General features: G+C 60.0%; 26 protein-coding genes. 17 read left to right on the top strand and 9 right to left on the bottom strand.

Annotation, left to right across the window (positions count from 1 at the left end; translation table 11 throughout):
- Nucleotides 1-49: 49 nt before the first annotated feature.
- Both PH547_RS09100 and PH547_RS09095 read right to left on the bottom strand, forming a co-directional pair.
- Complete coding sequence (locus PH547_RS09100; protein WP_104822490.1) at nucleotides 50-487, bottom strand: glyoxalase superfamily protein; 438 nt, start codon at nucleotides 485-487, stop codon at nucleotides 50-52.
- 241 nt (nucleotides 488-728) lie between these two features.
- Nucleotides 729-1,175: a baeRF12 domain-containing protein gene (locus PH547_RS09095; protein ID WP_104822489.1), complete on the bottom strand. Its 447-nt coding sequence runs from the start codon at nucleotides 1,173-1,175 to the stop codon at nucleotides 729-731.
- A gap of 228 nt (nucleotides 1,176-1,403) precedes the next feature.
- On the opposite strand from PH547_RS09095, the gene PH547_RS09090 reads away from it, so the two are divergent.
- Nucleotides 1,404-1,802 (top strand): pilus assembly protein PilZ, encoded by a 399-nt coding sequence (locus tag PH547_RS09090; RefSeq protein ID WP_104822488.1) that lies wholly within the window; start codon nucleotides 1,404-1,406, stop codon nucleotides 1,800-1,802.
- A 91-nt stretch (nucleotides 1,803-1,893) separates the two neighbouring features.
- Entirely contained in the window at nucleotides 1,894-3,006 is a 1,113-nt protein-coding gene (locus tag PH547_RS09085; protein ID WP_285168118.1) for a pyridoxal phosphate-dependent aminotransferase, read from the top strand.
- A gap of 133 nt (nucleotides 3,007-3,139) precedes the next feature.
- Here PH547_RS09085 and PH547_RS09080 read toward each other — a convergent pair whose 3' ends face one another.
- The gene (locus tag PH547_RS09080; protein WP_104822486.1) at nucleotides 3,140-3,403 is read right to left on the bottom strand and encodes an SEL1-like repeat protein; all 264 of its coding nucleotides are present in this window, start codon (nucleotides 3,401-3,403) and stop codon (nucleotides 3,140-3,142) included.
- A 459-nt stretch (nucleotides 3,404-3,862) separates the two neighbouring features.
- Here PH547_RS09080 and PH547_RS09075 point away from each other — a divergent pair, with 459 nt between their 5' ends.
- The 4 genes from PH547_RS09075 (at nucleotide 3,863) to PH547_RS09060 (ending at nucleotide 6,553) form a co-directional block, all read left to right on the top strand.
- The gene (locus PH547_RS09075; RefSeq protein ID WP_285168117.1) at nucleotides 3,863-4,201 is read left to right on the top strand and encodes a DUF2147 domain-containing protein; all 339 of its coding nucleotides are present in this window, start codon (nucleotides 3,863-3,865) and stop codon (nucleotides 4,199-4,201) included.
- Between the two features lie 182 nt (nucleotides 4,202-4,383).
- Nucleotides 4,384-4,560 (top strand): hypothetical protein, encoded by a 177-nt coding sequence (locus PH547_RS09070; protein ID WP_181316024.1) that lies wholly within the window; start codon nucleotides 4,384-4,386, stop codon nucleotides 4,558-4,560.
- A 118-nt stretch (nucleotides 4,561-4,678) separates the two neighbouring features.
- A complete protein-coding gene (locus PH547_RS09065; protein ID WP_104822484.1) occupies nucleotides 4,679-6,184 on the top strand; it encodes an AMP nucleosidase in 1,506 nt (501 codons plus the stop codon).
- Between the two features lie 51 nt (nucleotides 6,185-6,235).
- On the top strand, nucleotides 6,236-6,553 hold the full coding sequence (locus tag PH547_RS09060; protein WP_245463970.1) for a hypothetical protein: 318 nt from the start codon (nucleotides 6,236-6,238) through the stop codon (nucleotides 6,551-6,553).
- Nucleotides 6,554-6,568: 15 nt separating this feature from the next.
- On the opposite strand, the gene PH547_RS09055 is transcribed toward PH547_RS09060, so the two are convergent.
- A complete protein-coding gene (locus PH547_RS09055) occupies nucleotides 6,569-7,276 on the bottom strand; it encodes a helix-turn-helix transcriptional regulator (protein ID WP_104822482.1) in 708 nt (235 codons plus the stop codon).
- Nucleotides 7,277-7,350: 74 nt separating this feature from the next.
- Here PH547_RS09055 and PH547_RS09050 point away from each other — a divergent pair, with 74 nt between their 5' ends.
- The gene (locus PH547_RS09050) at nucleotides 7,351-7,749 is read left to right on the top strand and encodes a VOC family protein (protein WP_104822481.1); all 399 of its coding nucleotides are present in this window, start codon (nucleotides 7,351-7,353) and stop codon (nucleotides 7,747-7,749) included.
- A 78-nt stretch (nucleotides 7,750-7,827) separates the two neighbouring features.
- Here the strand turns inward: PH547_RS09050 and PH547_RS09045 are convergent, their stop codons facing one another.
- Complete coding sequence (locus PH547_RS09045; protein WP_104825036.1) at nucleotides 7,828-8,058, bottom strand: hypothetical protein; 231 nt, start codon at nucleotides 8,056-8,058, stop codon at nucleotides 7,828-7,830.
- A 155-nt stretch (nucleotides 8,059-8,213) separates the two neighbouring features.
- Between PH547_RS09045 and PH547_RS09040 the strand changes: the two genes are divergently transcribed.
- Genes PH547_RS09040 through PH547_RS09025 form a run of 4 tightly spaced genes read left to right on the top strand, consistent with a single transcriptional unit; the run spans nucleotide 8,214 to nucleotide 10,601 of the window.
- Nucleotides 8,214-8,573 carry a YciI family protein gene (locus PH547_RS09040; protein WP_285168116.1) on the top strand — a complete coding sequence of 120 codons (360 nt, stop codon included), beginning with the start codon at nucleotides 8,214-8,216 and terminating at the stop codon, nucleotides 8,571-8,573.
- A gap of 10 nt (nucleotides 8,574-8,583) precedes the next feature.
- A complete protein-coding gene (locus PH547_RS09035; RefSeq protein ID WP_285168115.1) occupies nucleotides 8,584-8,946 on the top strand; it encodes a YciI family protein in 363 nt (120 codons plus the stop codon).
- 23 nt (nucleotides 8,947-8,969) lie between these two features.
- Nucleotides 8,970-9,332 carry a YciI family protein gene (locus PH547_RS09030; RefSeq protein WP_285168114.1) on the top strand — a complete coding sequence of 121 codons (363 nt, stop codon included), beginning with the start codon at nucleotides 8,970-8,972 and terminating at the stop codon, nucleotides 9,330-9,332.
- Nucleotides 9,333-9,359: 27 nt separating this feature from the next.
- Complete coding sequence (locus tag PH547_RS09025) at nucleotides 9,360-10,601, top strand: RNA polymerase sigma factor (RefSeq protein WP_283051206.1); 1,242 nt, start codon at nucleotides 9,360-9,362, stop codon at nucleotides 10,599-10,601.
- 2 nt (nucleotides 10,602-10,603) lie between these two features.
- On the opposite strand, the gene PH547_RS09020 is transcribed toward PH547_RS09025, so the two are convergent.
- Nucleotides 10,604-11,566, bottom strand: coding sequence for a lysylphosphatidylglycerol synthase domain-containing protein (locus tag PH547_RS09020; protein WP_285168113.1), 963 nt, complete (start codon nucleotides 11,564-11,566; stop codon nucleotides 10,604-10,606).
- A 94-nt stretch (nucleotides 11,567-11,660) separates the two neighbouring features.
- Here PH547_RS09020 and PH547_RS09015 point away from each other — a divergent pair, with 94 nt between their 5' ends.
- The 3 genes from PH547_RS09015 to PH547_RS09005 all read left to right on the top strand — a co-directional run bounded on the left by PH547_RS09015 (nucleotide 11,661) and on the right by PH547_RS09005 (nucleotide 14,854).
- Nucleotides 11,661-12,680, top strand: coding sequence for a glycosyltransferase family 2 protein (locus tag PH547_RS09015; protein ID WP_285168112.1), 1,020 nt, complete (start codon nucleotides 11,661-11,663; stop codon nucleotides 12,678-12,680).
- Nucleotides 12,673-14,169, top strand: coding sequence for a glycosyltransferase family 39 protein (locus PH547_RS09010; protein WP_285168111.1), 1,497 nt, complete (start codon nucleotides 12,673-12,675; stop codon nucleotides 14,167-14,169). The genes PH547_RS09015 and PH547_RS09010 overlap by 8 nt, the downstream gene beginning before the upstream one ends.
- Before the next feature lie 64 nt (nucleotides 14,170-14,233).
- The gene (locus PH547_RS09005; RefSeq protein ID WP_285168110.1) at nucleotides 14,234-14,854 is read left to right on the top strand and encodes an NUDIX hydrolase; all 621 of its coding nucleotides are present in this window, start codon (nucleotides 14,234-14,236) and stop codon (nucleotides 14,852-14,854) included.
- A 101-nt stretch (nucleotides 14,855-14,955) separates the two neighbouring features.
- Here PH547_RS09005 and PH547_RS09000 read toward each other — a convergent pair whose 3' ends face one another.
- Nucleotides 14,956-16,323 carry an aspartate aminotransferase family protein gene (locus tag PH547_RS09000; protein ID WP_285168109.1) on the bottom strand — a complete coding sequence of 456 codons (1,368 nt, stop codon included), beginning with the start codon at nucleotides 16,321-16,323 and terminating at the stop codon, nucleotides 14,956-14,958.
- Nucleotides 16,324-16,405: 82 nt separating this feature from the next.
- On the opposite strand from PH547_RS09000, the gene PH547_RS08995 reads away from it, so the two are divergent.
- On the top strand, nucleotides 16,406-17,746 hold the full coding sequence (locus PH547_RS08995) for a glutamine synthetase family protein (RefSeq protein WP_285168107.1): 1,341 nt from the start codon (nucleotides 16,406-16,408) through the stop codon (nucleotides 17,744-17,746).
- Between the two features lie 6 nt (nucleotides 17,747-17,752).
- On the opposite strand, the gene PH547_RS08990 is transcribed toward PH547_RS08995, so the two are convergent.
- The gene (locus PH547_RS08990; RefSeq protein WP_104822472.1) at nucleotides 17,753-18,700 is read right to left on the bottom strand and encodes a diacylglycerol/lipid kinase family protein; all 948 of its coding nucleotides are present in this window, start codon (nucleotides 18,698-18,700) and stop codon (nucleotides 17,753-17,755) included.
- A gap of 354 nt (nucleotides 18,701-19,054) precedes the next feature.
- On the opposite strand from PH547_RS08990, the gene PH547_RS08985 reads away from it, so the two are divergent.
- Together PH547_RS08985 and mgtE are read left to right on the top strand one after the other, a co-directional pair.
- Nucleotides 19,055-20,305 carry an MFS transporter gene (locus PH547_RS08985; RefSeq protein ID WP_483315534.1) on the top strand — a complete coding sequence of 417 codons (1,251 nt, stop codon included), beginning with the start codon at nucleotides 19,055-19,057 and terminating at the stop codon, nucleotides 20,303-20,305.
- Between the two features lie 364 nt (nucleotides 20,306-20,669).
- Entirely contained in the window at nucleotides 20,670-22,043 is a 1,374-nt protein-coding gene (gene mgtE, locus PH547_RS08980; protein ID WP_104822470.1) for a magnesium transporter, read from the top strand.
- A gap of 50 nt (nucleotides 22,044-22,093) precedes the next feature.
- Here the strand turns inward: mgtE and PH547_RS08975 are convergent, their stop codons facing one another.
- Complete coding sequence (locus PH547_RS08975) at nucleotides 22,094-22,567, bottom strand: Lrp/AsnC family transcriptional regulator (protein WP_104822469.1); 474 nt, start codon at nucleotides 22,565-22,567, stop codon at nucleotides 22,094-22,096.
- Nucleotides 22,568-22,686 lie beyond the last annotated feature (119 nt).

The raw sequence follows: 22,686 nt of genomic DNA, 5'->3' as shown, positions 1-22,686 counted from the left end.
TCGCGCGTCGACAAATGCCGGCCGCGATCGAATGATGAAGAGGTGAATACTAGATGTCCAAAACCAGATGCGGCACGCCGTCGGAGGTCTTGCGCGGCGAAATGCCGTTGACGTCGATCTGGGCGTTGATGCGCTGGCGGAAGGCCGAGAAGCTCTCGAAGGTCACGACATCCACCGGAGCGTCGAAATGGATGGTGATCCTGTAAAGCCCGCCGGACTGCTCCGAGAGCGTTAGGACCTTGCCGGTGAAGGGCTGGTTCAGGTAGCGGCCGCGAACTGCGGTCCCGACGGCAACCGGTGCGCTCGGCGGCGTATTCGGTTTTGCGGCAAGCGCCGAAAGCGTGTTCCAGTCACGCAGCCCGTATTGCTTGGCGACCAATTCAAGGGCCGCGCTATGGGCCACGTCGCCACCGCGCTCGGCCATGGCTTGGCGTAAACGTTTGGCCTGCGCTTTCAATTCATCGATGGACGGATAGATCGTCGTCACGGAGTCAGCCTCTTAAAAGGCATGCATTTACGACTGCAGATCGGAGCTCGCATTACCGCCAGTCAGCATGCGCCAGATGGCTGTGACCAAATTCGCGAGGCTTCACCATGGATTTTCATCCGCGAGCGGCCGGTGCCTCGAACCGGATTTTCCGTATGATCGAAGCTAATGCCGCTGTCAAGATGAGGCTATGCAGGCGCATTCACCGAAACAGGGCGATATTTCGCCCCTTTCCAACTTCTCAGGCGACAAGATGACGCTCGATCTGATCGACGGGAAAATTCGTCAGGTCCTTGCCGACTTCTGCCACGATAACCGCCTGCGAATGCGCCCCGAGATGGGGCCTCAGGACGCCGAGTGCGCGCGGGGGCGCCACGAGGATGAGGCGGTTGATACCTTTCTGCTGCACGAGCGCATCGACCTTTGCCGCGACATTTTTCAAAAATTCCGCCGCCGCCTGCTCGTGCCATTCCGTTTCTTCCACGGCGCTGCCTGCAAACCCGTCGGCCTGGTGCGTGCGTCCCGGTTTGTCCGCGCCGAGTTCCCGATCCGGTTCATGCGGCTGCTCCATGGTTTCGCAGGTTTTTAAATCTGGATGGGGGCCGCCATTCGAACTCTTCAGGATCAGCGCCTTGGCACCGTCGCAAACGACAACCCATGTTCCTCGGGAAATTTTGATATCGACCATCGTTCCTGTCCTTGCGCTTTGTGATACGGCCAAAAAACCGTCGATAAAAAAAGAACGTCTCGTAACGCGAAGGGTTCAAAAACTGCCTGTGGAGGATGCGATATCGCCCAACCGGCTGAAAAACCGCCGATTCGTTAAAATTCGATTGGCCCTGTTGACGCTTACGCAAAATCTCCGTGCAAGGTTCATGCTATAAACCGAGATGAATTCGGTGGCCTCCAACGGGGAATGACAATGCTTCGCGCAACGCATCTGGCGAAAGTCAAATCCGAAGTCTACGAGCACAGGTGGGAACGGTTCTTCGTTCAACGCCCGGCGCGTATCATTGCCGTGCGCCCATGCCTGACAGGCATTTCGGTGCGCAGCGCCGAGATCATCGACATCTCGCAGGGCGGCGCCAGCTTCATCGTCGGCACGACCGTAGGCCTGCCAAGACATTATTATCTGAACATCCTTGGCCTTGCCTATCGCATCGGTTGCGCCGAAATCAGCCGGATAGACAATCGGGTCAACGTTCGCTTCATCAACCTGATCGAACCGGAAACATTGAGACGCGTCGTGCGCGCCGATTTCATGATCGGCAACACGGAAGCGCTAGCTGCCCGAGGCCAACGCCAGCGGCAATAGCCGTCGGCACCAGGCTTTTCCGCCCTTGCAACGGCTCGCCAAGCGCCTATTGTGCTGCGCCTTGCAACAGAATTCGGGAAGATAAGCCAGAATGTCCGCCTTTTCGCGCTTCACCCCGCTGATCAGCGCCCTCCCCTCCACCGTGCCCTTCGTTGGCCCGGAAGCATTGGAACGTCAGCGCGGCCTGACCGTCCAGGCGCGTATCGGCGCCAATGAAAACGGCTTCGGCCCTGCCCCTTCCGTCATCGAGACCATGCGCGAGCAGGCAGGCGATATCTGGAAATACAACGATCCGGAAAATTTCGCATTGAAGGCAGCGCTCGCCGCGCATCTCGGCATCACGTCCGCGAACATCGCCATCGGCGAAGGCATCGACAGCCTGCTCGGTCTCATCGTGCGCATGGTGGTCGAGCCGGGAGCACCCGTCGTCACGTCGCTCGGTGGCTATCCGACCTTCAATTTCCATGTCGCCGGTTTCGGCGGCCGGCTGGTAACGGTGCCCTATGTCAACGATCGCGAGGATCTCGATGGGCTGCTGGAGGCGGTGAAGCGCGAAAACGCGCCGCTCGTCTATTTCGCCAACCCCGACAATCCGATGGGAAGCTGGTGGGACGCCGACAAGATCGTCGACTTTGCCCGCGCCTTGCCGGAAAGCTGCATGTTCATCCTCGACGAGGCCTATAGCGAAACCGGCCCCGCCGGCTCCTTGCCCGATATTTCCGCGCTGATCGATCTGCCGAACGTGCTGCGCACCCGCACCTTCTCCAAGGCTTATGGCCTTGCGGGCGCGCGTGTCGGCTATGCCATTGGCGTGCCGGAGACAGTGTTGGCTTTCGACAAGATCCGCAATCACTTCGGCATGAACCGGCTGGCGACCGCAGCCGCGCTCGCGGCGCTGAAGGATCAGGCCTATCTCGCCGAAGTCGTCGGCAAAATCCACGCCGCGCGGGAACATATCGGCGTGATCGCCCGCAACAACGGGCTTTCGCCGCTTGCCTCCGCCACCAATTTCGTTGCTGTCGATTGCGGCCGCGAGGGTGCCTATGCGCGCGCCATCGTCGATGGGCTGATCCAACATGGCGTCTTCATCCGCATGCCCGGCGTGGCGCCCCTCAATCGCTGCATTCGCATCAGCGTCGGCCCGAAGCACGATCTCGACCTTCTGGCCGAAGCACTGCCGAAGGTGTTGAAGGCGATCGGCTGACACCGAAAATATCAAAAAACCGCGCCGGCCTTGTTTCCTGCCGGTCGCGGTTTTCCTGATTGTGGCAGCGCGCCTCTCCGCCCGCTGCCGGTCCCCTCTTTCGAGGCTATTGTCGTATTCTTTGTGGCGCGCTTCAGTGCGTGGTCATCCACTCGCGGGCGGCGCGGAGCGCTGCGGCGAGCTGCATCTTGGTCAACGTTGCTGCGACGTCGGCGCGGAGCTCGGCGGCGCGGTCGCTGCCCTTGATGGCGGCGATGTTCAACCATTTATGGGCGGCAACGAGGTCTGCCTGGCAGCCCCTGCCGGTCGCATAGATTATGCCCAGCTCGCAAAGGGCCTCAGCGCTGTTGCCACCCATCATGGCCATTTCGGATGTCGGTATTTCGAAGCGTGCCATCGGTTCAATCCCTGTTTCAGTTTATTCGTTATCGACCCTGTTTTTCCTTCCAGACCTTGCCGTCTATCACGGCTTGATGATCCTTCCGGTCGGCGGGTTTGCCCCGCTCGTTTGATGACTTCACTATCGCAGACGGCTTTCAAAAAACGGCTAAAATGCATGCTTAATTCGATGCAAACAAAGTACAAATGCTTGGTAAACTTGGGATTTTGTTAAACATCGCTTCCCTTGCAAATTAAGGATTGTTGGGCGAGCTTTACACCTCGTTAAGATTTGGATCTAAACCCTTCGTTCACCACGAAAACAGCCGCTGAAACAAGGTGCGTTATTTTTTCGATGTGACAGGGCGGCTGATCTGCGGCGAAAATCGCGCCGGAAAGTGTATTTGCCTTTGCGTTCGTATTGGATAACGTCACCACGTCCGGGCTGGGGCCGAAGGACATTCGGGGAGGAAAGATTATGATCCGTGCCACCATTCTCACCGCCGCGCTGCTCTTCAGCGCAGGCGTGGCCTTGGCCGACGAGCCGATCGTCGGCAACTGGAAGACCAAGGAGGGTGATACCGCCGCCATCACACCCTGCGCCGACAGCTACTGCGTAACGCTGAAGACCGGCAAATATGCCGGCCGCCAGATCGGCAAGATGCAGGGCAAGGACGGAACCTACACGGGCGAACTTACAGATCCCGAGGACAACAAGACCTATAGCGGCTCCGGCACTGTCAGCGGTAAAACCGTGAAGATGCAGGGCTGCGTGCTCAAGATCTTCTGCAAGTCGCAAACCTGGACGAGGCTTTAGAGAATACGTCGCCCGAGCGAAGGCGGGGCCGATCAATACGTGCTTCGCTCAGGAAAGACCTTTGGTCCAAGGTTATGCACCTGCTAATATTTCTGAACACTGGATGAACCAGTGTCTCAGCACCTGTTCAGCCTGACCATGGCAAAACAGTGTCCAGGATAGGGCACGGGTAGGCCAGGACAATGAACACGATCATCATGGCGCGGCGTTTCGGCATCATCATGCTGTTTGCCGCCATCTTTGCGATTACATTTTCGGTGGCGGTGGAGCATACCGGCCGCAGCGGTGCGCAATCGCATTTCGGCGCAAGCTTCACTTGCCTGCAGACAGGCAGCCCCTATTGCACGACGGTACAATAGAGCAAGTCACCGATTTCGAGAATCGGACGCCGAAGCGGCATTAAAAATAGCTGCGAAAATCGGAGATCGCGCGTTGCAACGTCGTTTGCTTGTTAAAAACGACTCTCTATAATAGCGCATGAGCAACCGAATCTCTCCTTTTTCACCCCTCGATATTTCTTCACCCAGCCCGTTTCAGCCGCAGAGCTTCGACGATCCAGCCAAGGCCGTCGATGCTCTGACTGAGCTTTACGAGCGCAACACCGCGTTTCTGATCGACAGCTTCACGAAGCTGGCCAAGGGTGCGCCGATCACGGCGCGCTACCGCGCCTTCTATCCACAGGTCAGCATCGAGACGACAAGCTTCGGCCATGTCGACTCGCGTCTTTCCTATGGCCACGTCACCGCACCCGGCGTCTACACGACCACCATCACCCGTCCGCAGCTATTCCGCCATTATCTGAAAGAACAACTAGCCCTGTTGATGCGCAGCCATAATGTGCCGGTCGTGGTGTCGGAATCGACGACGCCGATCCCGCTGCATTTCGCCTTCGGCGAAGGCGCGCACGTCGAAGCTTCGGCCGCCGCTTTCGACGATATTCCGCTGCGCGATATCTTCGATACGCCGGACCTGAACACCACCGACGACGAGATCGCCAATGGCGAATATATTCCGCCACCCGGCGAACCCTCACCCCTTGCGCCGTTTACCGCGCAACGCATCGACTATTCGCTCGCCCGCCTCGCCCACTACACCGCGACCAGCGCGACCCATTTCCAGAACTTCGTGCTCTTTACGAACTATCAGTTCTATATCGACGAATTCTGCCACTGGGCGCGCGATCTGATGGCCAAGGGCGGCGGCGACGGCTACACCGCCTTCGTCGAGCCGGGCAATATCATCACGCTGGCTGGCGCCAGCCAACCGGAGGGCACCACGACCGCGCCACGGTTGCCGCAGATGCCGGCCTACCATCTGAAAAAGAAGGGCCATGCCGGCATCACCATGATCAATATCGGCGTCGGCCCGTCCAACGCCAAGACGATCACCGACCATGTCGCGGTGCTCCGTCCGCATGCTTGGCTGATGCTCGGCCACTGCGCCGGCCTGCGCAACAGCCAGCGGCTCGGCGACTATGTGTTGGCGCATGCCTATATGCGCGAGGATCACGTTCTCGACGACGACCTGCCGGTGTGGGTGCCGATCCCGGCGCTTGCCGAAGTGCAGGTGGCGCTGGAAGCAGCCGTGGCAGAAATCACCGGCTACGAAGGCTTCGAGCTGAAGCGCATCATGCGCACGGGCACGGTCGGCACGATCGACAATCGCAACTGGGAACTGCGCGATCAGGCAGGGCCGGTGAAACGCCTGTCGCAGGCCCGCGCCGTGGCGCTGGACATGGAATCGGCAACGATCGCCGCCAACGGTTTCCGTTTCCGCGTTCCCTACGGCACGCTGCTCTGCGTCTCCGACAAGCCGCTGCACGGTGAGCTGAAACTGCCGGGTATGGCGACCGCCTTCTACCGCACGCAGGTGAACCAGCATCTGCAGATCGGCATCCGCGCCATCCAGAAGCTGGCGGCGATGCCACCGGAAGCGCTGCATTCACGCAAGCTGCGCAGCTTCTTCGAAACGGCGTTTCAGTGACCCATCGACAAGGCGGCAATCGCAGTTGACAGAGGAAATGTAGTGCCGTGGATGAGCTTTGATGGTGGTTCGACGGTCGGCCGTCAGGGTTCAGAAGGTGGCGTTATTGTTTTGGACGAAGAACATAGCGCCGGCGCGCGCATCACACTTGAGAGGTGTGATCGCGTGCCATTTGCCATTACCTGCGGCCTCTACGGCAATATGGTCCACACCGTTTTTATCGGCAGTGAGCAAGAAGGGCTGGACACCTTCCATGTGATCAAGACGAATCTTGAAGAACTAATCGCGATCTGGCCGGAAAACGATGCGCCGGCCGATCAAGTGTCCAGATTTTATGTTGCCATCTCGGATTTTGTGCAGCGCTTTTAACGCAGCTCTTACTTCCTAAGTGCGGTTCTGGAGTAGCTTGAATTGTTCCGCTCTCCATTGTTGCCACTTGCGGCGAAGTTCGCCGGCGCGCAGGCCAATGATTTCATCGCACAGAATTGCCGTGGTGATCCTGTCGCAGCGGAAGTGCCTGAAATCCTGGCGTAATTCGCACCAGGCCACCAGCATACGATGGCTCTCCGCGTAGCCGAGGATAACCGGCCACACAATACGGTCCGTTATCTCGCCGTTCTCTGCCCGATAGCACAACGCCAATTTACGCCTCTGACGGATCGCTTCCCGGATGTCGGCAATGTCAATGATTTCCGTTGGTGGGCGCGAGCCTGGCTTCACACCCATGCTTGGCTCGGCGATAAACGGCCGCAAGTTTTCAGGAACGGCGGCCGCAATTTTGACGATGACATCGCGGGCGGCGTTGGCGATGAGAGTGTCGGAATGGCCAGCGACCCATTGCGCACCCAGTATCACAGCCTCGATCTCATCTGGCGTAAGCATAAGCGGCGGCATGTCGTAGGCGGAATCGAGCAAATAGCCGAAGCCGGCTTCACCTGAAATCGGCACCCTCTGACCAATTAGATCGCCAATGTCGCGGTAAACGGTACGTTTCGAGACCTCAAGTTCTTCCGCAATGTTAGCGGCAGTCACCGGCCGGGTATTCCGACGCAGAATTTGAATGATCTGAAACAGGCGATCTGCTCGACGCATGTGCTGACTCCTGCTGCCATAATGGTGGCAACAGGGCTGTGCGACAAGCTCCATCATGTCAAAAGGAGCCCACAATGAAATTTGCATCGACACGCATCATCACCGCGGACATCAAGCAACTGGTCGCTTTCTACGAGATGATCGCCAACGTGAAAGCGCAGTGGCTAGCGCCGGTCTTTGCCGAAATAGTCTTGCCCGGCGCTGTACTAGCGATTGGTTCATCGGAAACGGTTGCGCTCTGGAAGGAAGGCAGCGCTGAACCTTGCGCCAATCGCAGTCTCATCCTGGAGTTTCAGGTCGACGATATCGACGCCGAATATGCTCGTCTCAAAGACAAAGTGCCCCTCGTGCATGAACTCAAGACAATGCCCTGGGGCAACACAACGTTTCAGTTTCGGGACCCTGATGGAAATGCCGTTTCGCTTTATATGCCGAGTACCGACGAAGCAAAGAAGCGATTTGCCACCAGATAAAGTGACAGCCGCGATCGCAAAAAGTCGGAGTTTTGCGGCACATATCCCGCACTTCAGTTAGGGCGGGCATCTCGCCCTTTATTCTTTCGCCGCCGGCATCAGCCTTATTTGATCGACGGTCGCGACCTGCGGCCGGTCGATCGTCGGCGTTGCCATCCAATTGAGGCAGAGGATCAGAACCGCAAAGGCTGCAAAGCCGGCCATGGTGCGGAGAACAACCTTGCCGAGATCGGGCGTCTCCATCAGATCCTTCTCCGACAACGTCTTTCTGGTCCAGTAATTCACCAACGCCGTTTCCAAGGTGTGCATGTCCGTCTCTCCTTTGGTGATGACGGAACTTGTCGAGTGGCCTCGGGCGTTTTCGACAGCGAAGAAATTTTTTGTCATGCTGCCAGCCGGGATGTCGATTTGCTTGCGGACCACTCGTCTATGGCTGTCAGCAAATGGAAAGAGGAGACGCTGCAATGAAATATCTTTGCCAGGTCTGGTTCGACGGCACGAAGCTCGATGCCATGACGCAGGAGGAAAAGCACGGGCTCGATTCGGATTCGCTCGGCTATGACCGCGATCTGATGGCGAGCGGCCACATGATCCACGCCGAGGCGCTGCAATCGCCAAGTTCGGCGGTGACAGTACGGGTCCGCAACGGCGAGACATCCGTCACGGATGGCCCCTTCATCGAGACCAAGGAATATCTCGGCGGCTTCATCCTGATCGATGCCAAGGACCTGAACGACGCGATCCGCGTCGCGGCGGGAATTCCGCTGGCAAAGCTCGGCAGCATCGAGGTGCGGCCGATCTATTCCTTCGGTCCTGAGGTTTGAGGAGGCGACGATGAAATTTCTCTGCCAGGTTTGGTTCGAAACCGCCGAGATCATGTCCCTCACCGAGCAAGAAGGCCGGCGGCTGACGCAGGAATCCATCGACAACGACAACAGGCTGCGCGACAGCGGCCATATCGTCGTGGCAAACGCATTGCGCGCGCCTGAGACCGCGAGAACGGTGCGGGTACGCAAGGGCGAGAGCACCGTCACTGACGGCCCCTTTGCCGAAATAAAGGAGCATCTTGGCGGCTTCGTATTGATCGAGGCGAAGGATATGGAGGAGGCAACCCGCATCGCCGCCACCTTCCCCGTCGCCCGCTATGGCATGATCGAGGTCCGCGCGGCCTATGACATCAGGTTTCCGAATGAATAGGCATAAGGTGGGAGGACATGGATATGCGGTTTCTATGCTTGATCTACACGTCCGCCGACGTGAACGGCACGTTGACCTCCAGCGAGGTCGACAGCTTGATCGCCGAGCACTTTGCCTATGACGAGAGCCTGCGGAAGAAGGGCACGCTGATCCTCTCGGATGCTCTGGCTACGCCCGACAAGGCCATCGTCATCCGCCCACGCGGATCGGCACTTTCTACAACGGATGGCCCTTTCGTCGAGACGAAGGAGCATCTGGCCGGCTTCTATCTCGTCGAGGCTGCCAATATGGTCGACGCAACGGAGATTGCCCGACGCATCCCCTCCGGCCGCCACGGCGCCATCGAAATCCGCCCGATCCGGATACTCACCCTTCCCGGCACCTGACAGGAGAGCAAGAGACCGCCCGTGTCGCTGAACGAAACCATCGACGAGATCTACCGCAGCCAATCGCGCCGCGTGTTTGCGACGCTGATCCGTCTGCTCGGCGATTTCGACCGGGCGGAAGAGGCCCTTCACGATGCCTTTGCGGCAGCGGCACAACAATGGACGGAAGAGACGTTGCCGGCCAATCCCTATGCCTGGCTGGTTTCGACCGGCCGCTTTCGAGCGATCGACCACATCCGGCGGCGAGCGCGCTTCGATGCCTCACAGGCCGACATCGTCGACAGCCTGTATCCGGAGGGCGAAATGCTCGAGATGGCCGAAAGCGAAGAAATCGAAGACGATATGCTCAGGCTGATTTTCACCTGCTGCCATCCGCTCATCCCGGCGGAGGCGCAGATGGCGATGGCGCTGCGCGAAGTCTGCGGCCTGACGACGGAAGAGATCGCCCACGCTTTCCTCATTTCCGCGCCGACGATTGCCCAGCGTATCGTTCGCGCCAAGAACCGCATTCGCACAGCCCGAATTCCCTATGAAGTTCCGGCAAAGACGGAGCTGCCGGAGCGGTTGGCGCAGGTGTTGCATGTCATCTATCTCGTCTTCAATGAAGGCTATTCCGCCTCGTCTGGCACAACAATCATCCGCGCCGACCTTGCCGCCGAGGCCATCCGTCTCGGTCGCCTGCTCCTAAAGCTCCTGCCAGATCCGGAGGTTGCCGGACTTCTGGCGATGATGCTCCTGCAGGATTCGCGGCGTCTCGCACGGGCGAGCGCTTCCGGCGATCTCATCCTGCTGGCGGATCAGGATCGCAGGCTCTGGGACCACAGGAGAATCCGAGAGGGACTGGCCTTTGCGGCCGAGGCGATGGCGGGCGAAAGCGTCGGCAGCTATGCGCTGCAGGCGGCAATCGCCGCCGAGCATGCACGCGCGGCAACCACGGAGCGGACGGACTGGCGGCGGATCGTGGCGCTTTACGATCTGCTGCTGGTAGCACATCCCTCGCCGGTGATCGAACTCAACCGGGCAGTCGCGGTTTCAATGTGCGATGGGCCGGCGGCCGCGCTTGATATCGTCAATGGCCTGCTGAGCGAAGACCGGTTGGCCCGATATCATCTGGCTCATGCGGCGAAGGCCGATTTTCTGCGCCAACTCAACCGCAAAGACGAAGCGCGACGGTCCTACGAGATGGCGCTTTCGTTTTGCCATCAGGCGCCCGAACAGGCGTTCCTGCGCAAGCGGCTGGCGGAGCTTGGCGACAGAACCGAACGATAGGCCTATCCGTGGCGCTTCCTTGAGATCAGCAAGGCGAGTGCCGTTCCCGTCAGAGCCGAAACGACGATCAGGAGATGCGCGCTGATGCTTGCCTGGGCCAGATTGTCGAGCGCGGCCTTTTGTCCGGGAGCGCCGAAAGCGATGGCACCGGCGGTGATGCCGGCCGGATAGGTGCCGACGCCTCCGGGCGCATGCACCGGCAGCACAGAGGAAAGCTCGCCCCCTACGGCACCACCGAAACTCGCCGACAGCGGTGTGACATTCATCAGGCGGAGCGCCCAGGCGAGCACCACGACCTTCACCAGCCAATTGACGACCGTTGTCAGCCAGGCGCGGGCAAAGGCAGTGCCATTGGCCGGCAGGCCGCGTTCCAGTTCATGCACCAGCCCCTGTGCCTTCTTCGGCAATGCCTTGCCGGCAAATTTGATCAGCGGGCGGCGCAGGACAAAAACGGCGACCGGTACAAGCAGGAAAGCAAGCCATAGAACCCAGGCAAGAGCACGATAGGGCGAGGCGAGCGCCAGGCCGACACCCGCCGCGGCAAGCAACGCATGCAGGTCGAGGAGCCGCATGACGAGCAGCGCCGAGGTGCCGCGCGCCAGCGGAATGCCAAATTCGGAGCGCATCAACACCGGAAAGCTGGTTTCGCCGGTGCGGAAGGGCATCATGATGTTGAGGAGATTATGGACCTGCGTCACGCGGAAGAGCGCGGTAAAATGACCGCCGGTCTCCTTCGGGAAATAATCGTAGATGCGCCAGGTGCGAAGGAAGTAGGTGCTGGTCAGGAGCGCCATTGCCAGAAGAATGGGCAGGGCACCCACATTGCCCCATTGCGCCAGGATCGAACTCCAGCCCCAGAACCACTCGATGAAGGCGGCATAGGCGAGGACGACGGCCAATGTCAGCAGCGTCATGCGGTTGCGAATAAACCAGTTCTGTCGGCTGGCAACCATCGGAGTCTTCATGTAGTTAAGGCACCCAATGCGAGCGGAGGCTGACGCCGGACATGTCGCTCGTTCCGTCCGGCCGGTTCTGCCGGTCTTTTAGGAGAAAGAAGAGTTGCAGACAACGGCAGAGTCGATCCGCCCCCTGACCGACACGGTAAGTGCCATTGAGCTTTCGCTGGTCGTGCCCGTCTTTAACGAGGAAGAAAGCGTCGGACCGCTGATCGAGCGGATCTGTTCCGCCATGGCGGGCTTCACCAAGCCCTGGGAACTGATCCTGATCGACGACGGCAGCACCGATGCAACGCTTGCCAATGCACGCCGCTCGATCGGACGCGAGGGACTGACGCTGCGCATCGTCGAGCTTCAGCGCAATTTCGGCCAGACTGCCGCAATGCAGGCCGGCATCGACACCGCCACCGGCCGGCTGATCGCCACCATGGACGGCGACCTGCAGAACGATCCGAAGGACATCCCCGCGATGGTCGAGGAATTGGAGCGGCGGCAGCTCGACCTGCTCGTCGGCTGGCGCAAGAACCGCCAGGACGGGCTTTTGCTGCGCAAGATTCCCTCCTGGTGCGCCAACTACCTCATCGGCCGCATCACCGGCGTCAAATTGCACGACTATGGCTGCAGCCTGAAAATCTACCGCGCCTCGATCATCAAGCAAGTGAAGCTGATGGGTGAGATGCACCGCTTCATCCCGGCCTGGGTCGCGGGTGTGGTGCCGAGCTCGCGTATCGGCGAAATGGTCGTTACTCATCATGCCCGCCAGCACGGCACATCGAAATACGGGATTTCGCGCACCTTCCGCGTTATCCTCGACCTGCTGTCCGTGATGTTCTTCATGCGCTACAAGGCGCGGCCGGGGCATTTCTTCGGCTCTCTCGGCCTTGGCCTCGGGGCACTCGCTGGCCTGATCCTGCTGTGGCTCTTCATCGCCAAGTTCATCTTCGGCGACGATATCGGCAACAGGCCGCTGTTGCTGGTCGGCGTCGTGCTCCTGCTGTCGTCGGTGCAGATGATCACCACGGGCATCCTGGCCGAGATGATCGCGCGCATCTATTATCGCGACGACCTGTCGCCGAACTACATCGTTCGCAAGATATTCGATCGGGATAGTCAGGATGCATAGGCTTCTGGTCCGCCGACCGGATACCATCATCCTTCTGCTTGCCGGTTACTTCGCTCTGGAATTTCTGGTGCGGCTCGCCATGCCGCATGGCATGCGCTACGACGAGTCTCAGCAGGCGCTGTTCTCACAATGGCTGACACTCGGCTACGATTCCCAGCCGCCGCTCTATAATTGGGTGCAGGCGCTGGTGGTGTCCGTCTTCGGACTGTCGCTGGCGGCGATTTCCATCGTCAAGAACATCGTGCTGTTTCTGGTCTTCTTCAGCTACTACAAGCTGGCGAAGCTGGTGTTGTCCGATAAGGTTTTCGCGGCGATCGCCACACTATCGTTGCTGACGATCCCGCAGCTCTTCTGGGAGGCGCAGCGCGACCTGACGCATACGGTCGCCCAGCTCCTGACCATCAATCTCTTCCTCCATGGTGCAATCCGCACGCTGAAGGCGCCGAGCCTGGGCTCCTATGTGTTCACCGGCGTCGCGCTCGGTCTCGGCATGCTGTCGAAATATAATTTCGCCCTGCTTGCCGCCGCCGCAGTCATTGCCGTCCTGATGCATCCGCAGGGGCGCGCGCGCCTCTTCGATAAGCGATTTCTGCTGACCCTGCTGATCTCCCTAATGATCTTCCTGCCGCACGGGCTCTGGCTGATCCACAATCTCGACCTTGCTTCGGGACGGACCCTGGGGATCATGGAGCAGGATGCGCCGGAAAGCGCCTTTGCCAAACTGGTGAAGGGGCCGCTGGAATTCGTGAAATTGGTCGTCGTCATCTGCGCGCCGACGCTCGTCATCTATTCATTGGTCTTTGGCAAGAGCCTCTTCAAAAATCTGGGGCGGTCGAACGAATGGACCCGCTTTTTCGAGATTCTGTTTGCTGCCATCGCCGTGCTGGTGCTGATCCTGATCGTCGGCATCGGCATGACGGCGCTGCGGGACCGCTGGCTGCTGCCCTTCCTGTTCCTGCTGCCGATCTATCTGTGCCTGAAAATGGAAGTGGCTGGCATCAAGGCGTCGGATTTCGGCAAGCGCTTCTTCTATATACCGCTGGCGATGATGCTGATCATCCCGGCGCTGTTGCTGATCCGCGTGATCTTCCCGACGCTCTTCGGCTCCTATGATCACTACAACACGCCCTACCCCGCCTTCGTGAGCCAAGCCGTAGCGACGGAGGGAAAAAAGCCGGGACTGGTACTGACAGACAATTGGCTGCCGGCCGGCAATCTGCATTTGCAACTGCCCGATGTGCCGGCCATGTCGCTGTTCTTCGGAAATCTGAAGACGGACTATCAATGGAATGCCGACAAACCAATCCTCGTCGTCTGGCGACCGGGAAAGAACGATGCCGGCGTGCCGGCACCCTTGGCAAACTGGCTGCACGATACGCTTGGCGCCCAATATGCGACGCCGGACATCAAGCTCGCGGACGTGCAGTACATCCACGGCAAACCCGGCGACCTGGCGTCTTTCGCCTATTCCTGGATCTATCCGAAATAAGGGCCGATCACCCGATCTGCGGGGATCACCGCCCATCTTTTGATTTTCAATGCGGGAGCCGCTTATGGACCAGACCGATACGCGCACGAGCATCTTGCCCGATCCCGATGATCTTCCGCCGTGGCAAGTCAAAAGCTCCACCCATCTGCTTCACGACCGATGGCTGAAAGTCAGAGCCGACGCCTGTGTCACCGCGGAGGGCGTGGAGATTGCGCCCTATTACGTGTTGGAATATCCCGATTGGGTCGAGGTGGTGGCGCTCGATGCGGAGGATAATATCTACCTGCTCCAACAGTATCGGCATGCTCTAGGCGTCGTCTCATTGGAAGTGCCGGGAGGTGCAATGGATGCCAGCGATGCCAACCCGATCGAGGCGGCTGCGCGCGAATTGCGGGAAGAAACCGGCCTCTCTGCTTCCGAATGGGAGTATGTCGGCGCCCTTGCACCCAATCCGGCCACACACTCGAACCTTTCCCATATCGTGCTCGCCCGCAATGTCGAAATCGCCACGAAACCCGCGGACGATCCGACGGAACGCACGCGGCTTATCCGCATGCCGATCCGGCAAGCCATCGGACTGGCCCTGGAGGGCAAGATGATCCAGAGCATTCACGTCGCGGGGCTAACGCTAGCCTTGCACAAGGCGGGCAAATGGGATCCGCCGTCCCTAGCGGATAAGAGCTGACTAGAGCGGTTCAGCATTTCACGGAATCGCTTTCCCGCTCTATCTCTTTGTTTTTACGCATTCCGGACGGAAAACCGCTGCGCACTTTTCCTGGAATTGCTCTACGGCTTCATTTCCGACCACACCGCGTCGAGCGCCAGCCGCGTGATACGCACCATTGCATCCACTTCCTCATGGCTGATGATCAGCGGCGGCGAGGCCAGCATTCGGTCGGCTGTCGCGCGCAGCACGAGACCGTTGGTCAGAGCATGGTTGCGCACCGCGGAGCCGATCGCATCCGGCTTCTCGAAGCGACGGCGCGTGGATTTGTCGGCGGCAAGTTGCAGCGCGCCCATCAGCCCGATGCTGACGGCTTCGCCGACCATATCGTGATCCGCCAGACTGCCCCACGCCTTGGCGAAATAGGGCCCGATGTCGTCGCGAACGCGCTCGACCAGCCCCTCCTTCTCGATGATCCTTAGATTTTCCAGCGCAGCGGCGGCGCAGACTGGATGGCCGGAATAGGTGAAGCCGTGGTTGAACTCGCCGACCTGGTTGATCAAGACATCGGCGATGGGATCGCTGACCAGCACGCCGCCGATCGGCAGGTAGCCGGAAGACAGGCCCTTGGCGATCGGCGCGAGATCGGGCTCGACGCCGAAATGCTGATAACCGAACCATGAACCGAGCCTTCCGAAGCCGCAGATCACCTCGTCGCAGACGAGCAGGATATTCCTCGCCTTGCAGATGCGGGCGATCTCCGGCCAATAGGTCGAGGGTGGAATGATGACGCCGCCTGCCCCTTGGACCGGCTCGGCGATGAAGGCGGCGACATTGTCCTCGCCCAGCTCATCGATCTTTTCTTCCAGCTCGCGAGCGGCCTTGAGGCCGAACACCTCTGGAGAGAGGTCGCCGCCCTCGACATACCAATAGGGCTGGCCGATATGGACGACGCCGGGGATCGGCAGGTCGCCCTGCTCATGCATGTATTTCATGCCACCCATGCTGGCGCCGGCAACGGTGGAACCGTGATAGCCATTGCGGCGGGCGATAACGGTCTTCTTTGTCGGCTTGCCCACCGCACTCCAATAGACACGCGCCATGCGGAACCAAGTGTCATTGGCTTCGGAGCCGGAATTGGTGAAGAAGACATGATTGAAATGCGGCCCGGCATAGGCGCAGACCTTCTCGGACAGAAGCGTGGCCGGCGTGGTCGTGGTGCCGAAGAAGGTGTTGTAATAGGGCAGCTCGTTCATCTGGCGGATGGCGGCATCGGCGATTTCCGTTCGTCCATAGCCGATATTGACGCACCAGAGGCCGGCAAAACCGTCGAGATATTTATTGCCGTTGCTGTCGAAGATGTAGACGCCCTCGCCGCGCTGGATGATCCGGGCACCGTCGGCATTCAACTTCTTCATGTCCGCAAAGGGATGGAGATGATGAGCGGCATCGACAGCGGCGAGATTGGAACGGCTGGAAGTGTCGGACATGGTTTGTAGAATCCCTGTCGGATTGAAAGGCTGACCTCGATCGTTTACGACCATGCCGTGAGCATTGGGGATTTACAAGAGCATGGCGGCCGACAACGCAACCGAAGGTAACGCGCGCATCGAGGTGCTGATCTCGGACATGAACGGCCGGCTGCGCGGCAAGCAGATCCCGATGGCGGCCGAAAAGAAGGTCTGGTCCGGTGCGGTACGCCTGCCAACCTCGACACAATCCCTGGACATCTGGGGCGACGACAATGACGACCTCACCGGGCTGTCGCTGACGATCGGCGATCCCGATGGCACCTGCGTCGCCGATACGCGCACTCTTGCAGATATGCCCTGGGCGCCGCCGGGATCGAAGCAGGTGCTGGCCACGATGCATGAACTCGACGGCAGCCCGAGCTTTCAGGACCCGCGCGCCATTCTTACCGCCGTTGTCGACCGCTATAAGGCACTCGGCCTGACGCCGGTCGTTGCGACCGAACTGGAATTCTATCTTCTCGCCGGCGACTGGCGCGAGCGCGGCGTCCCCTCGCCGCCGCCGGCACTGTTGTATCGTGGCGAGCCGAACGGCTATCAGCTTTACGATATGGATGCCGTCGATCTGCTCGGCGATTATCTCGAAACTCTGCGCGCCTATGCGAAAGCGCAGGGCCTGCCGGCAGACGCGACGACGGCGGAATTCGGCCCCGGCCAGTTCGAGGTCAATCTGCTGCATCGCCCCGACGCACTCGCCGCCGCCGATGATTGCGTCGCCTTGAAACGACTGGCTGAGCAGGCGGCGCGCAAACATGGCCTCAAATCGACCTGCATGGCGAAACCCCATACCGATCACGCGGGCTCGGGGCTGCATGTGCACGCCAGCATCGTCGACGAAGACGGCCGCAATATTCTCGACGCGGCCGGCGGCGAGCCATTGCGGCTAAAATCGATCTGCGCCGGTCTGCTGCAGACCCTGCAGGATGCGCAACTAGTCTTTGCGCCCTATGCCAATTCCTATCGCCGCTTCCAGCCGGGCTCGTTCGCGCCCGTGGACCTCACCTGGGGCTACGGTCATCGTGGAACTGCGGTCCGCATCCCCGAAAAGGACGGGCCGGGTGCCCGCGTCGAGCACCGCGTCGCCGGCGCCGATGCCAATCCATATCTCATGCTGGCGGCAATCCTCGGGGGCATGTTGCTTGGATTGCAGAACGAACTCGACCCCGGCGAAGAGACAACGCCAAGCCATGTGCCGGCCAATGCCCCGCGCCTGACGCATGATTTTCTGACCGCCGTCGAGCGCTTTCGCGCATCCCCCTTCATCGCCGATATTTTCGGGGAGCGATACCAGAAGCTCTACGGCGATACAAAGCACAAGGAAGCGGTCCGCTACCTGCGCACCGTATCCGATTTCGACTACCGAACGTATCTGCCGCGCCTTTGACGGATTTCAGACGACCGCACGGCTGATCGAGTCTTCGTCGGCAACCCGCGCGGCCGTGCCCTGCTTGACCATCACCTTCAGCTCGCCGGCATGAAGTTTGAGCGCGATGTCGCGTTCCAGCGGCCGCAGCTCGCCATCCAAGACGCAATTCGCCCGGTTGCGCAGCTTCGGGAAATGCAGGTGCACTTCGCGCGCATGCATGACCATGACGTCGGCGTTCTCGCGAAACCTGCCCCGCAGCATATCGATGGCGAGCCGTGCAACGCCGAGCGGCCGCAATGGCCGCGCCGTATAAAAGCCCAGTTCGCCGCCGCGCAGGTCGTCGGCATACAGCAGCGTGTTTGGGCCAAAAGGGTTGTTGGACACCGAAATCGCCGACACGTGCCGGCGCTCGCGAACGCCCTCGGCTTCGAAATCGACATCGAATTCCGGCGGGTTGAAGACGACACCCAAGGCGGCGCGAATGCTGGCCGTCATCTTGCCGAAACGCGAACGATAGGTATAGGCGTTGCGATAACGCACCATGCGCGCATGCATTCCGGCGGAAAACTGGTGAATGAAGGGTCGGCTGTTGGCGCTGCCGATATCCACTTGATCGACCTCGCCTGTCGCCAGCACGTCCAATACCTGCCAGATATCGAGTGGCAGTCGGAGCGAGCGCGCAAAGAGGTTCATGGTGCCGGCGGGAATGACACCGAGGGCGACGCCGTTTTTCCAAGCGACGGCGGCGGCCGCGGAAATCGTGCCGTCACCCCCGCCGGCGACGATGCCGTCGATATCGTCGCGACGCGCCGCGCGCTCCATGGCCGCAACAACTTCGCTGCCCGACACGACCAGGCCTTCGAAATCGTGGCCGGCATCCCGGAAAACCTGCTCCGCCTTCATTTCGTAGGCATCCATGTCCGTCGTCTTGAACGTACCGCCGTCGCGATTGAAAAAGCCGATCAGTTTCATCGAGGCTCCCGGTTTTCTCGTTGAATCTGTCTCAAGAAAAATCTGCTCCCTGCACCTGTTAGTCCAGAAATGGTTTCGGCCAAGGCGATTTCAAGCATTTTGAAGCCGGCTACCGCAGTCAATGCGGATTACAGATCGCGCGATAACCGCATCAGAACTTATGCGCAGGGCGATATGCTGCGCTGCAAAAAATGCACGCGACAGCGGTATCGCGCTGATTCATAGTATTAATTGAGGCATGTTCGTGTCTTTCCCGTCTTTTCATTCCGCATCGTGTGTCCGAGGCCGAACCCCGGTTTTCCCTGCCCATTGCCCGCTTCGCGGCACTTTCTGCATCGCCGCCAAGGAGTTTTCGTGAGCGATATCGCCGTCGACCTCATCGATTCCCCATCCAGCCTCGAAGCCCCGTCGCGCACGGCGATCGCCCTTGTGACGCTGGCGCTTGCGGTCGGAAGCTTCGGCATCGGCACGGGCGAATTCGTCATCATGGGCCTGCTGCCCGAGGTCGCCGATACCTTTGGCGTCACGACTCCGGAAGCAGGCCACGTCATCAGCGCCTATGCGCTCGGCGTCGTTGTCGGCGCGCCGATCATCGCCGTCCTTGCCGCCAAGATGGCGCGGCGCACGCTGCTTCTGCTGATGATGGCGATCTTCGCGGCCGGCAACATTTCCAGCGCCCTGGCGCCGACCTTCGCAAGCTTCGCGGCTCTGCGTTTCATCACCGGCCTGCCGCATGGCGCCTATTTCGGCGTTGCGGCGCTTGTGGCCGCCTCGATGGTACCGGTTCATCGCCGCGTACGTGCCGTCGGTCAGGTCATGCTCGGGCTCACCATCGCCACCCTGATCGGCACGCCGATCGCCACCTTCCTCGGCCAGCTTCTGAACTGGCGGGCAGCCTTCATGATGGTCGGCGGCGTCGGCCTCGTGACCATGCTGCTCATTGCCCTGTTCCTGCCCAAGGACAAGGTCGAGGAGGGCGCGAGCATCGCCCGCGAGCTGGGTGCTCTTCGCCGCATCCAGGTGTGGCTGACGCTCGGTATCGCCGCAGTCGGTTTTGGCGGCATGTTCTCGATCTTCAGCTATGTCGCGACGACGACGACGCAGGTTGCCGGCTTGGGAACGGGCATGGTGCCGGTCGTGCTGGCGCTCTTCGGCATCGGCATGAATGTCGGCAATGTCGTCGGCTCGCGCTTGGGCGACCTGTCGCTCAAGGGCACGATCGGCGGCATGATGGTCTTCAACGTCGTCATCATGACACTGTTTTCGCTGACGGCTGCAAATCCGGTGATGCTCTGCCTCTGCGTCTTCCTAATCGGCTGCGGTTTTGCCGCCTGCCCAGCGGTGCAGACACGTCTTATGGATGTCGCGGCCGATGCGCAGACGCTGGCCGCCGCCTCCAACCATTCGGCCTTCAACATCGCCAATGCGCTCGGCGCCTGGCTTGGCGGCCTGGTGATCTCCTGGGGCTTCACCGCAGCGTCGACAGGCTATGTCGGCGCGGTGCTTTCTGTCTTCGGTCTGATCGTTTTCGGAATATCAGTCGCTTTGGAGCGCAACGGCCGTAACGCCTACGACAGGCGACATGGAAAGCAAGGGTCGTTCTGACCGGCTTCTGAACCCACTCATTCCCATCGATCGGCCGGGTGCACACCACCCGGCCGTCTACTTTTTTGACATTTTTGCAATAGCGATTGCTGCAACGCACAAGCCTTTAGCCGCCAAACGAAAAATTGCATGCGACATTATGGCATTAGCCGTCGGCGCCCCTTGACTTTTCGGCTCTTCGGAGCGACTTCTCCCGTGTGGGGAACCCGTGTTTTCCATACCGATTAACCGGAGCCATCTTACGATGCCTAGCGACAGTAGTAGTCGATTGCCTTTGCCGTCAGTGGCATTCGTGCTGTAACCGACTCCTGTCGGCTCGCCACGATCTGCCACGACGGCGGATCGACCGGAAAGGCGAGCTATAATGAATATCAACAGCTTCCCCATGCGGGCTGGCAATGCCGCTCGTGCATTTATTAATAATAATCGCGCCCTTACCATTGCAGAACGCGTTGAGTCGCTGAACGCGCTCGAGGCCAGCGAAGCCGCACGCATTCTGGTCAAGATGCCGGAGGAGCGGGCCGTTCGCATTCTCGATCGGCCGGAACTGCGCAACGCCGCTGCCATTCTCGAGGTCATGACCAATGCGGATGCCGCACGGCTGCTGCACGGCATGTCCAATGACCGCGTGGCCGACATTCTTCTCGAACTGGACGGCGACGCGCGCGCCCGGCTGTTTGCCACTCTTGACGAGCCGGTTCGTGTCGCAATCCAGGGCTTGATGGGTTATCCGCCGCGCACAGCCGGCGGCATCATGACGACGGAATTCGTTAGCGTGTTCGCCACCTGGACGGTTGCGCAGACGCTCGACCACGTGCGCCAGGTCGAGCGCTCCCGCGAAACGGTCTATGCGATCTATGTGCTCGACGACGACACCCACGTGCTGCTGCATGTCGTGACGCTGCGCCGTCTCATCACCGGCCAGCCCGATGCCTGCATTCTGACCGTGGCACAGAAGGGTACGCCGGTCACCGCGCCTGCGCTGATGAAGCAGGAGGATGTCGCCCGGCTGATCCGCCGACACGACCTGCTCGCTCTGCCGGTCGTCGACGAAAACGGCCTGATGCTCGGCATTGTGACGGTCGACGATGTCATCGATACGATGATCGCCGATACGACCGAAGCCGCACAGAAATTCGGCGGTATGGAAGCCCTCGGTCAGCCCTATATGAAGATCAGCTTCGCGGGCATGATCCGCAAGCGTGCCGGCTGGCTGGCCGCCCTCTTCCTCGGCGAAATGCTGACGGCCAGCGCCATGCAGCATTTCGAAGGCGAGTTGGAGAAGGCTGTCGTGCTGACGCTGTTCATCCCGCTGATCATGAGCTCGGGCGGCAATTCCGGCTCGCAGGCGACCTCGCTGATCATCCGGGCATTGGCGCTCGGCGAACTCAAGCTGTCCGATTGGTGGCGTGTCGCCTTACGCGAACTGCCGACCGGCATCGTGCTTGGCTCCATTCTGGGCCTCGTCGGCTTCGCCCGCATCGTGCTTTGGCAGACCATCGGTCTTTTCGACTATGGCCCGCACTGGCAGTTGGTCGGCGTTACCGTGTTCGCCGCCTTGATCGGCATCGTCATGTTCGGTTCGCTGGCCGGCTCCATGTTGCCCTTCGCGCTACAGAAGCTGCGCCTCGACCCGGCCAGTGCATCGGCGCCATTCGTCGCAACGCTGGTCGACGTCACCGGGCTGGTGATCTATTTCTCGGTCGCACTGCTGATCCTCAGTGGCACGATGCTTTGAGGACAATAAAATCTTGACTACGAAAGGGCCGGCGACGGCCCTTTTCATTTTCAATCCGGCTGCGGCAGCTTGAGGGCGCCGTTGGTCTTGATGCTGCGGATCGCGAAATTCGAGCGCAGGTCGGAGACGCCGGGGAGCGTCAGAAGCTTTTCCGACATCACCTTCTCATAGGCGGCCAGATCCGCGACGACAACTTCCGCCAGAAAATCCGCTGCTCCCGAAATCAAGTGGCAGGAGACGATTTCGGGAATAGCGAGCAGCGCTGCCTGCTGCGCCTCCGAATTTTCCTTGGAGTGATGCCCAACCTTGAGCTCGACGAAAACCGTCAGCCCGAGGCCAGCCTCCTTGCGGTCGATATCGGCGCGATAGCCGCGCAGCAGCCCCGATTTTTCCAGATTGCGAATGCGCCTCAAACAGGGTGATGGCGAGAGATTCACGCGCTCGGCAATCTCGACATTGGTGGCGCGCGCATCCTCCTGCAGGCAGTTGAGGATGGCAATATCAAATTTATCCAGTTTTGGCATTTTTGCGAAGCTTTATATTCCAGATTGGCAGATTATTGCTCATAGCATGTTCTACGAGCCATAACTAGCAAGGACGTGCCTCGGCTTTCGGCGCTATCTTTTCTTCAACCGGATGATGA

It is taken from the genome of Rhizobium cerradonense (assembly GCF_030182455.1).
Classification (GTDB): domain Bacteria; phylum Pseudomonadota; class Alphaproteobacteria; order Rhizobiales; family Rhizobiaceae; genus Rhizobium.
The sequence above is the reverse complement of the archived record's forward strand: the minus strand, read 5'-3'. Positions and strand labels throughout refer to the sequence as shown.

Coding starts and splice junctions, on each gene's coding strand:
- PH547_RS09055 (WP_104822482.1), bottom strand. CDS start 7,276: ATGCGTCGAGCAGATCGCCTGTTTCAGATCATTCAAATTCTGCGTCGG.
- PH547_RS09065 (WP_104822484.1), top strand. CDS start 4,679: ATGAGCAACCGAATCTCTCCTTTTTCACCCCTCGATATTTCTTCACCC.
- PH547_RS09070 (WP_181316024.1), top strand. CDS start 4,384: ATGAACACGATCATCATGGCGCGGCGTTTCGGCATCATCATGCTGTTT.
- PH547_RS09005 (WP_285168110.1), top strand. CDS start 14,234: ATGGACCAGACCGATACGCGCACGAGCATCTTGCCCGATCCCGATGAT.
- PH547_RS09040 (WP_285168116.1), top strand. CDS start 8,214: ATGAAATATCTTTGCCAGGTCTGGTTCGACGGCACGAAGCTCGATGCC.
- PH547_RS09050 (WP_104822481.1), top strand. CDS start 7,351: ATGAAATTTGCATCGACACGCATCATCACCGCGGACATCAAGCAACTG.
- PH547_RS08995 (WP_285168107.1), top strand. CDS start 16,406: ATGGCGGCCGACAACGCAACCGAAGGTAACGCGCGCATCGAGGTGCTG.
- PH547_RS09035 (WP_285168115.1), top strand. CDS start 8,584: ATGAAATTTCTCTGCCAGGTTTGGTTCGAAACCGCCGAGATCATGTCC.
- PH547_RS09030 (WP_285168114.1), top strand. CDS start 8,970: ATGCGGTTTCTATGCTTGATCTACACGTCCGCCGACGTGAACGGCACG.
- PH547_RS09000 (WP_285168109.1), bottom strand. CDS start 16,323: ATGTCCGACACTTCCAGCCGTTCCAATCTCGCCGCTGTCGATGCCGCT.
- PH547_RS09020 (WP_285168113.1), bottom strand. CDS start 11,566: ATGAAGACTCCGATGGTTGCCAGCCGACAGAACTGGTTTATTCGCAAC.
- PH547_RS09075 (WP_285168117.1), top strand. CDS start 3,863: ATGATCCGTGCCACCATTCTCACCGCCGCGCTGCTCTTCAGCGCAGGC.
- PH547_RS09010 (WP_285168111.1), top strand. CDS start 12,673: ATGCATAGGCTTCTGGTCCGCCGACCGGATACCATCATCCTTCTGCTT.
- PH547_RS08975 (WP_104822469.1), bottom strand. CDS start 22,567: ATGCCAAAACTGGATAAATTTGATATTGCCATCCTCAACTGCCTGCAG.
- PH547_RS09060 (WP_245463970.1), top strand. CDS start 6,236: ATGAGCTTTGATGGTGGTTCGACGGTCGGCCGTCAGGGTTCAGAAGGT.
- PH547_RS09045 (WP_104825036.1), bottom strand. CDS start 8,058: ATGCACACCTTGGAAACGGCGTTGGTGAATTACTGGACCAGAAAGACG.
- PH547_RS09080 (WP_104822486.1), bottom strand. CDS start 3,403: ATGGCACGCTTCGAAATACCGACATCCGAAATGGCCATGATGGGTGGC.
- PH547_RS09085 (WP_285168118.1), top strand. CDS start 1,894: ATGTCCGCCTTTTCGCGCTTCACCCCGCTGATCAGCGCCCTCCCCTCC.
- PH547_RS09095 (WP_104822489.1), bottom strand. CDS start 1,175: ATGGTCGATATCAAAATTTCCCGAGGAACATGGGTTGTCGTTTGCGAC.
- PH547_RS09090 (WP_104822488.1), top strand. CDS start 1,404: ATGACAATGCTTCGCGCAACGCATCTGGCGAAAGTCAAATCCGAAGTC.
- PH547_RS08990 (WP_104822472.1), bottom strand. CDS start 18,700: ATGAAACTGATCGGCTTTTTCAATCGCGACGGCGGTACGTTCAAGACG.
- mgtE (WP_104822470.1), top strand. CDS start 20,670: ATGAATATCAACAGCTTCCCCATGCGGGCTGGCAATGCCGCTCGTGCA.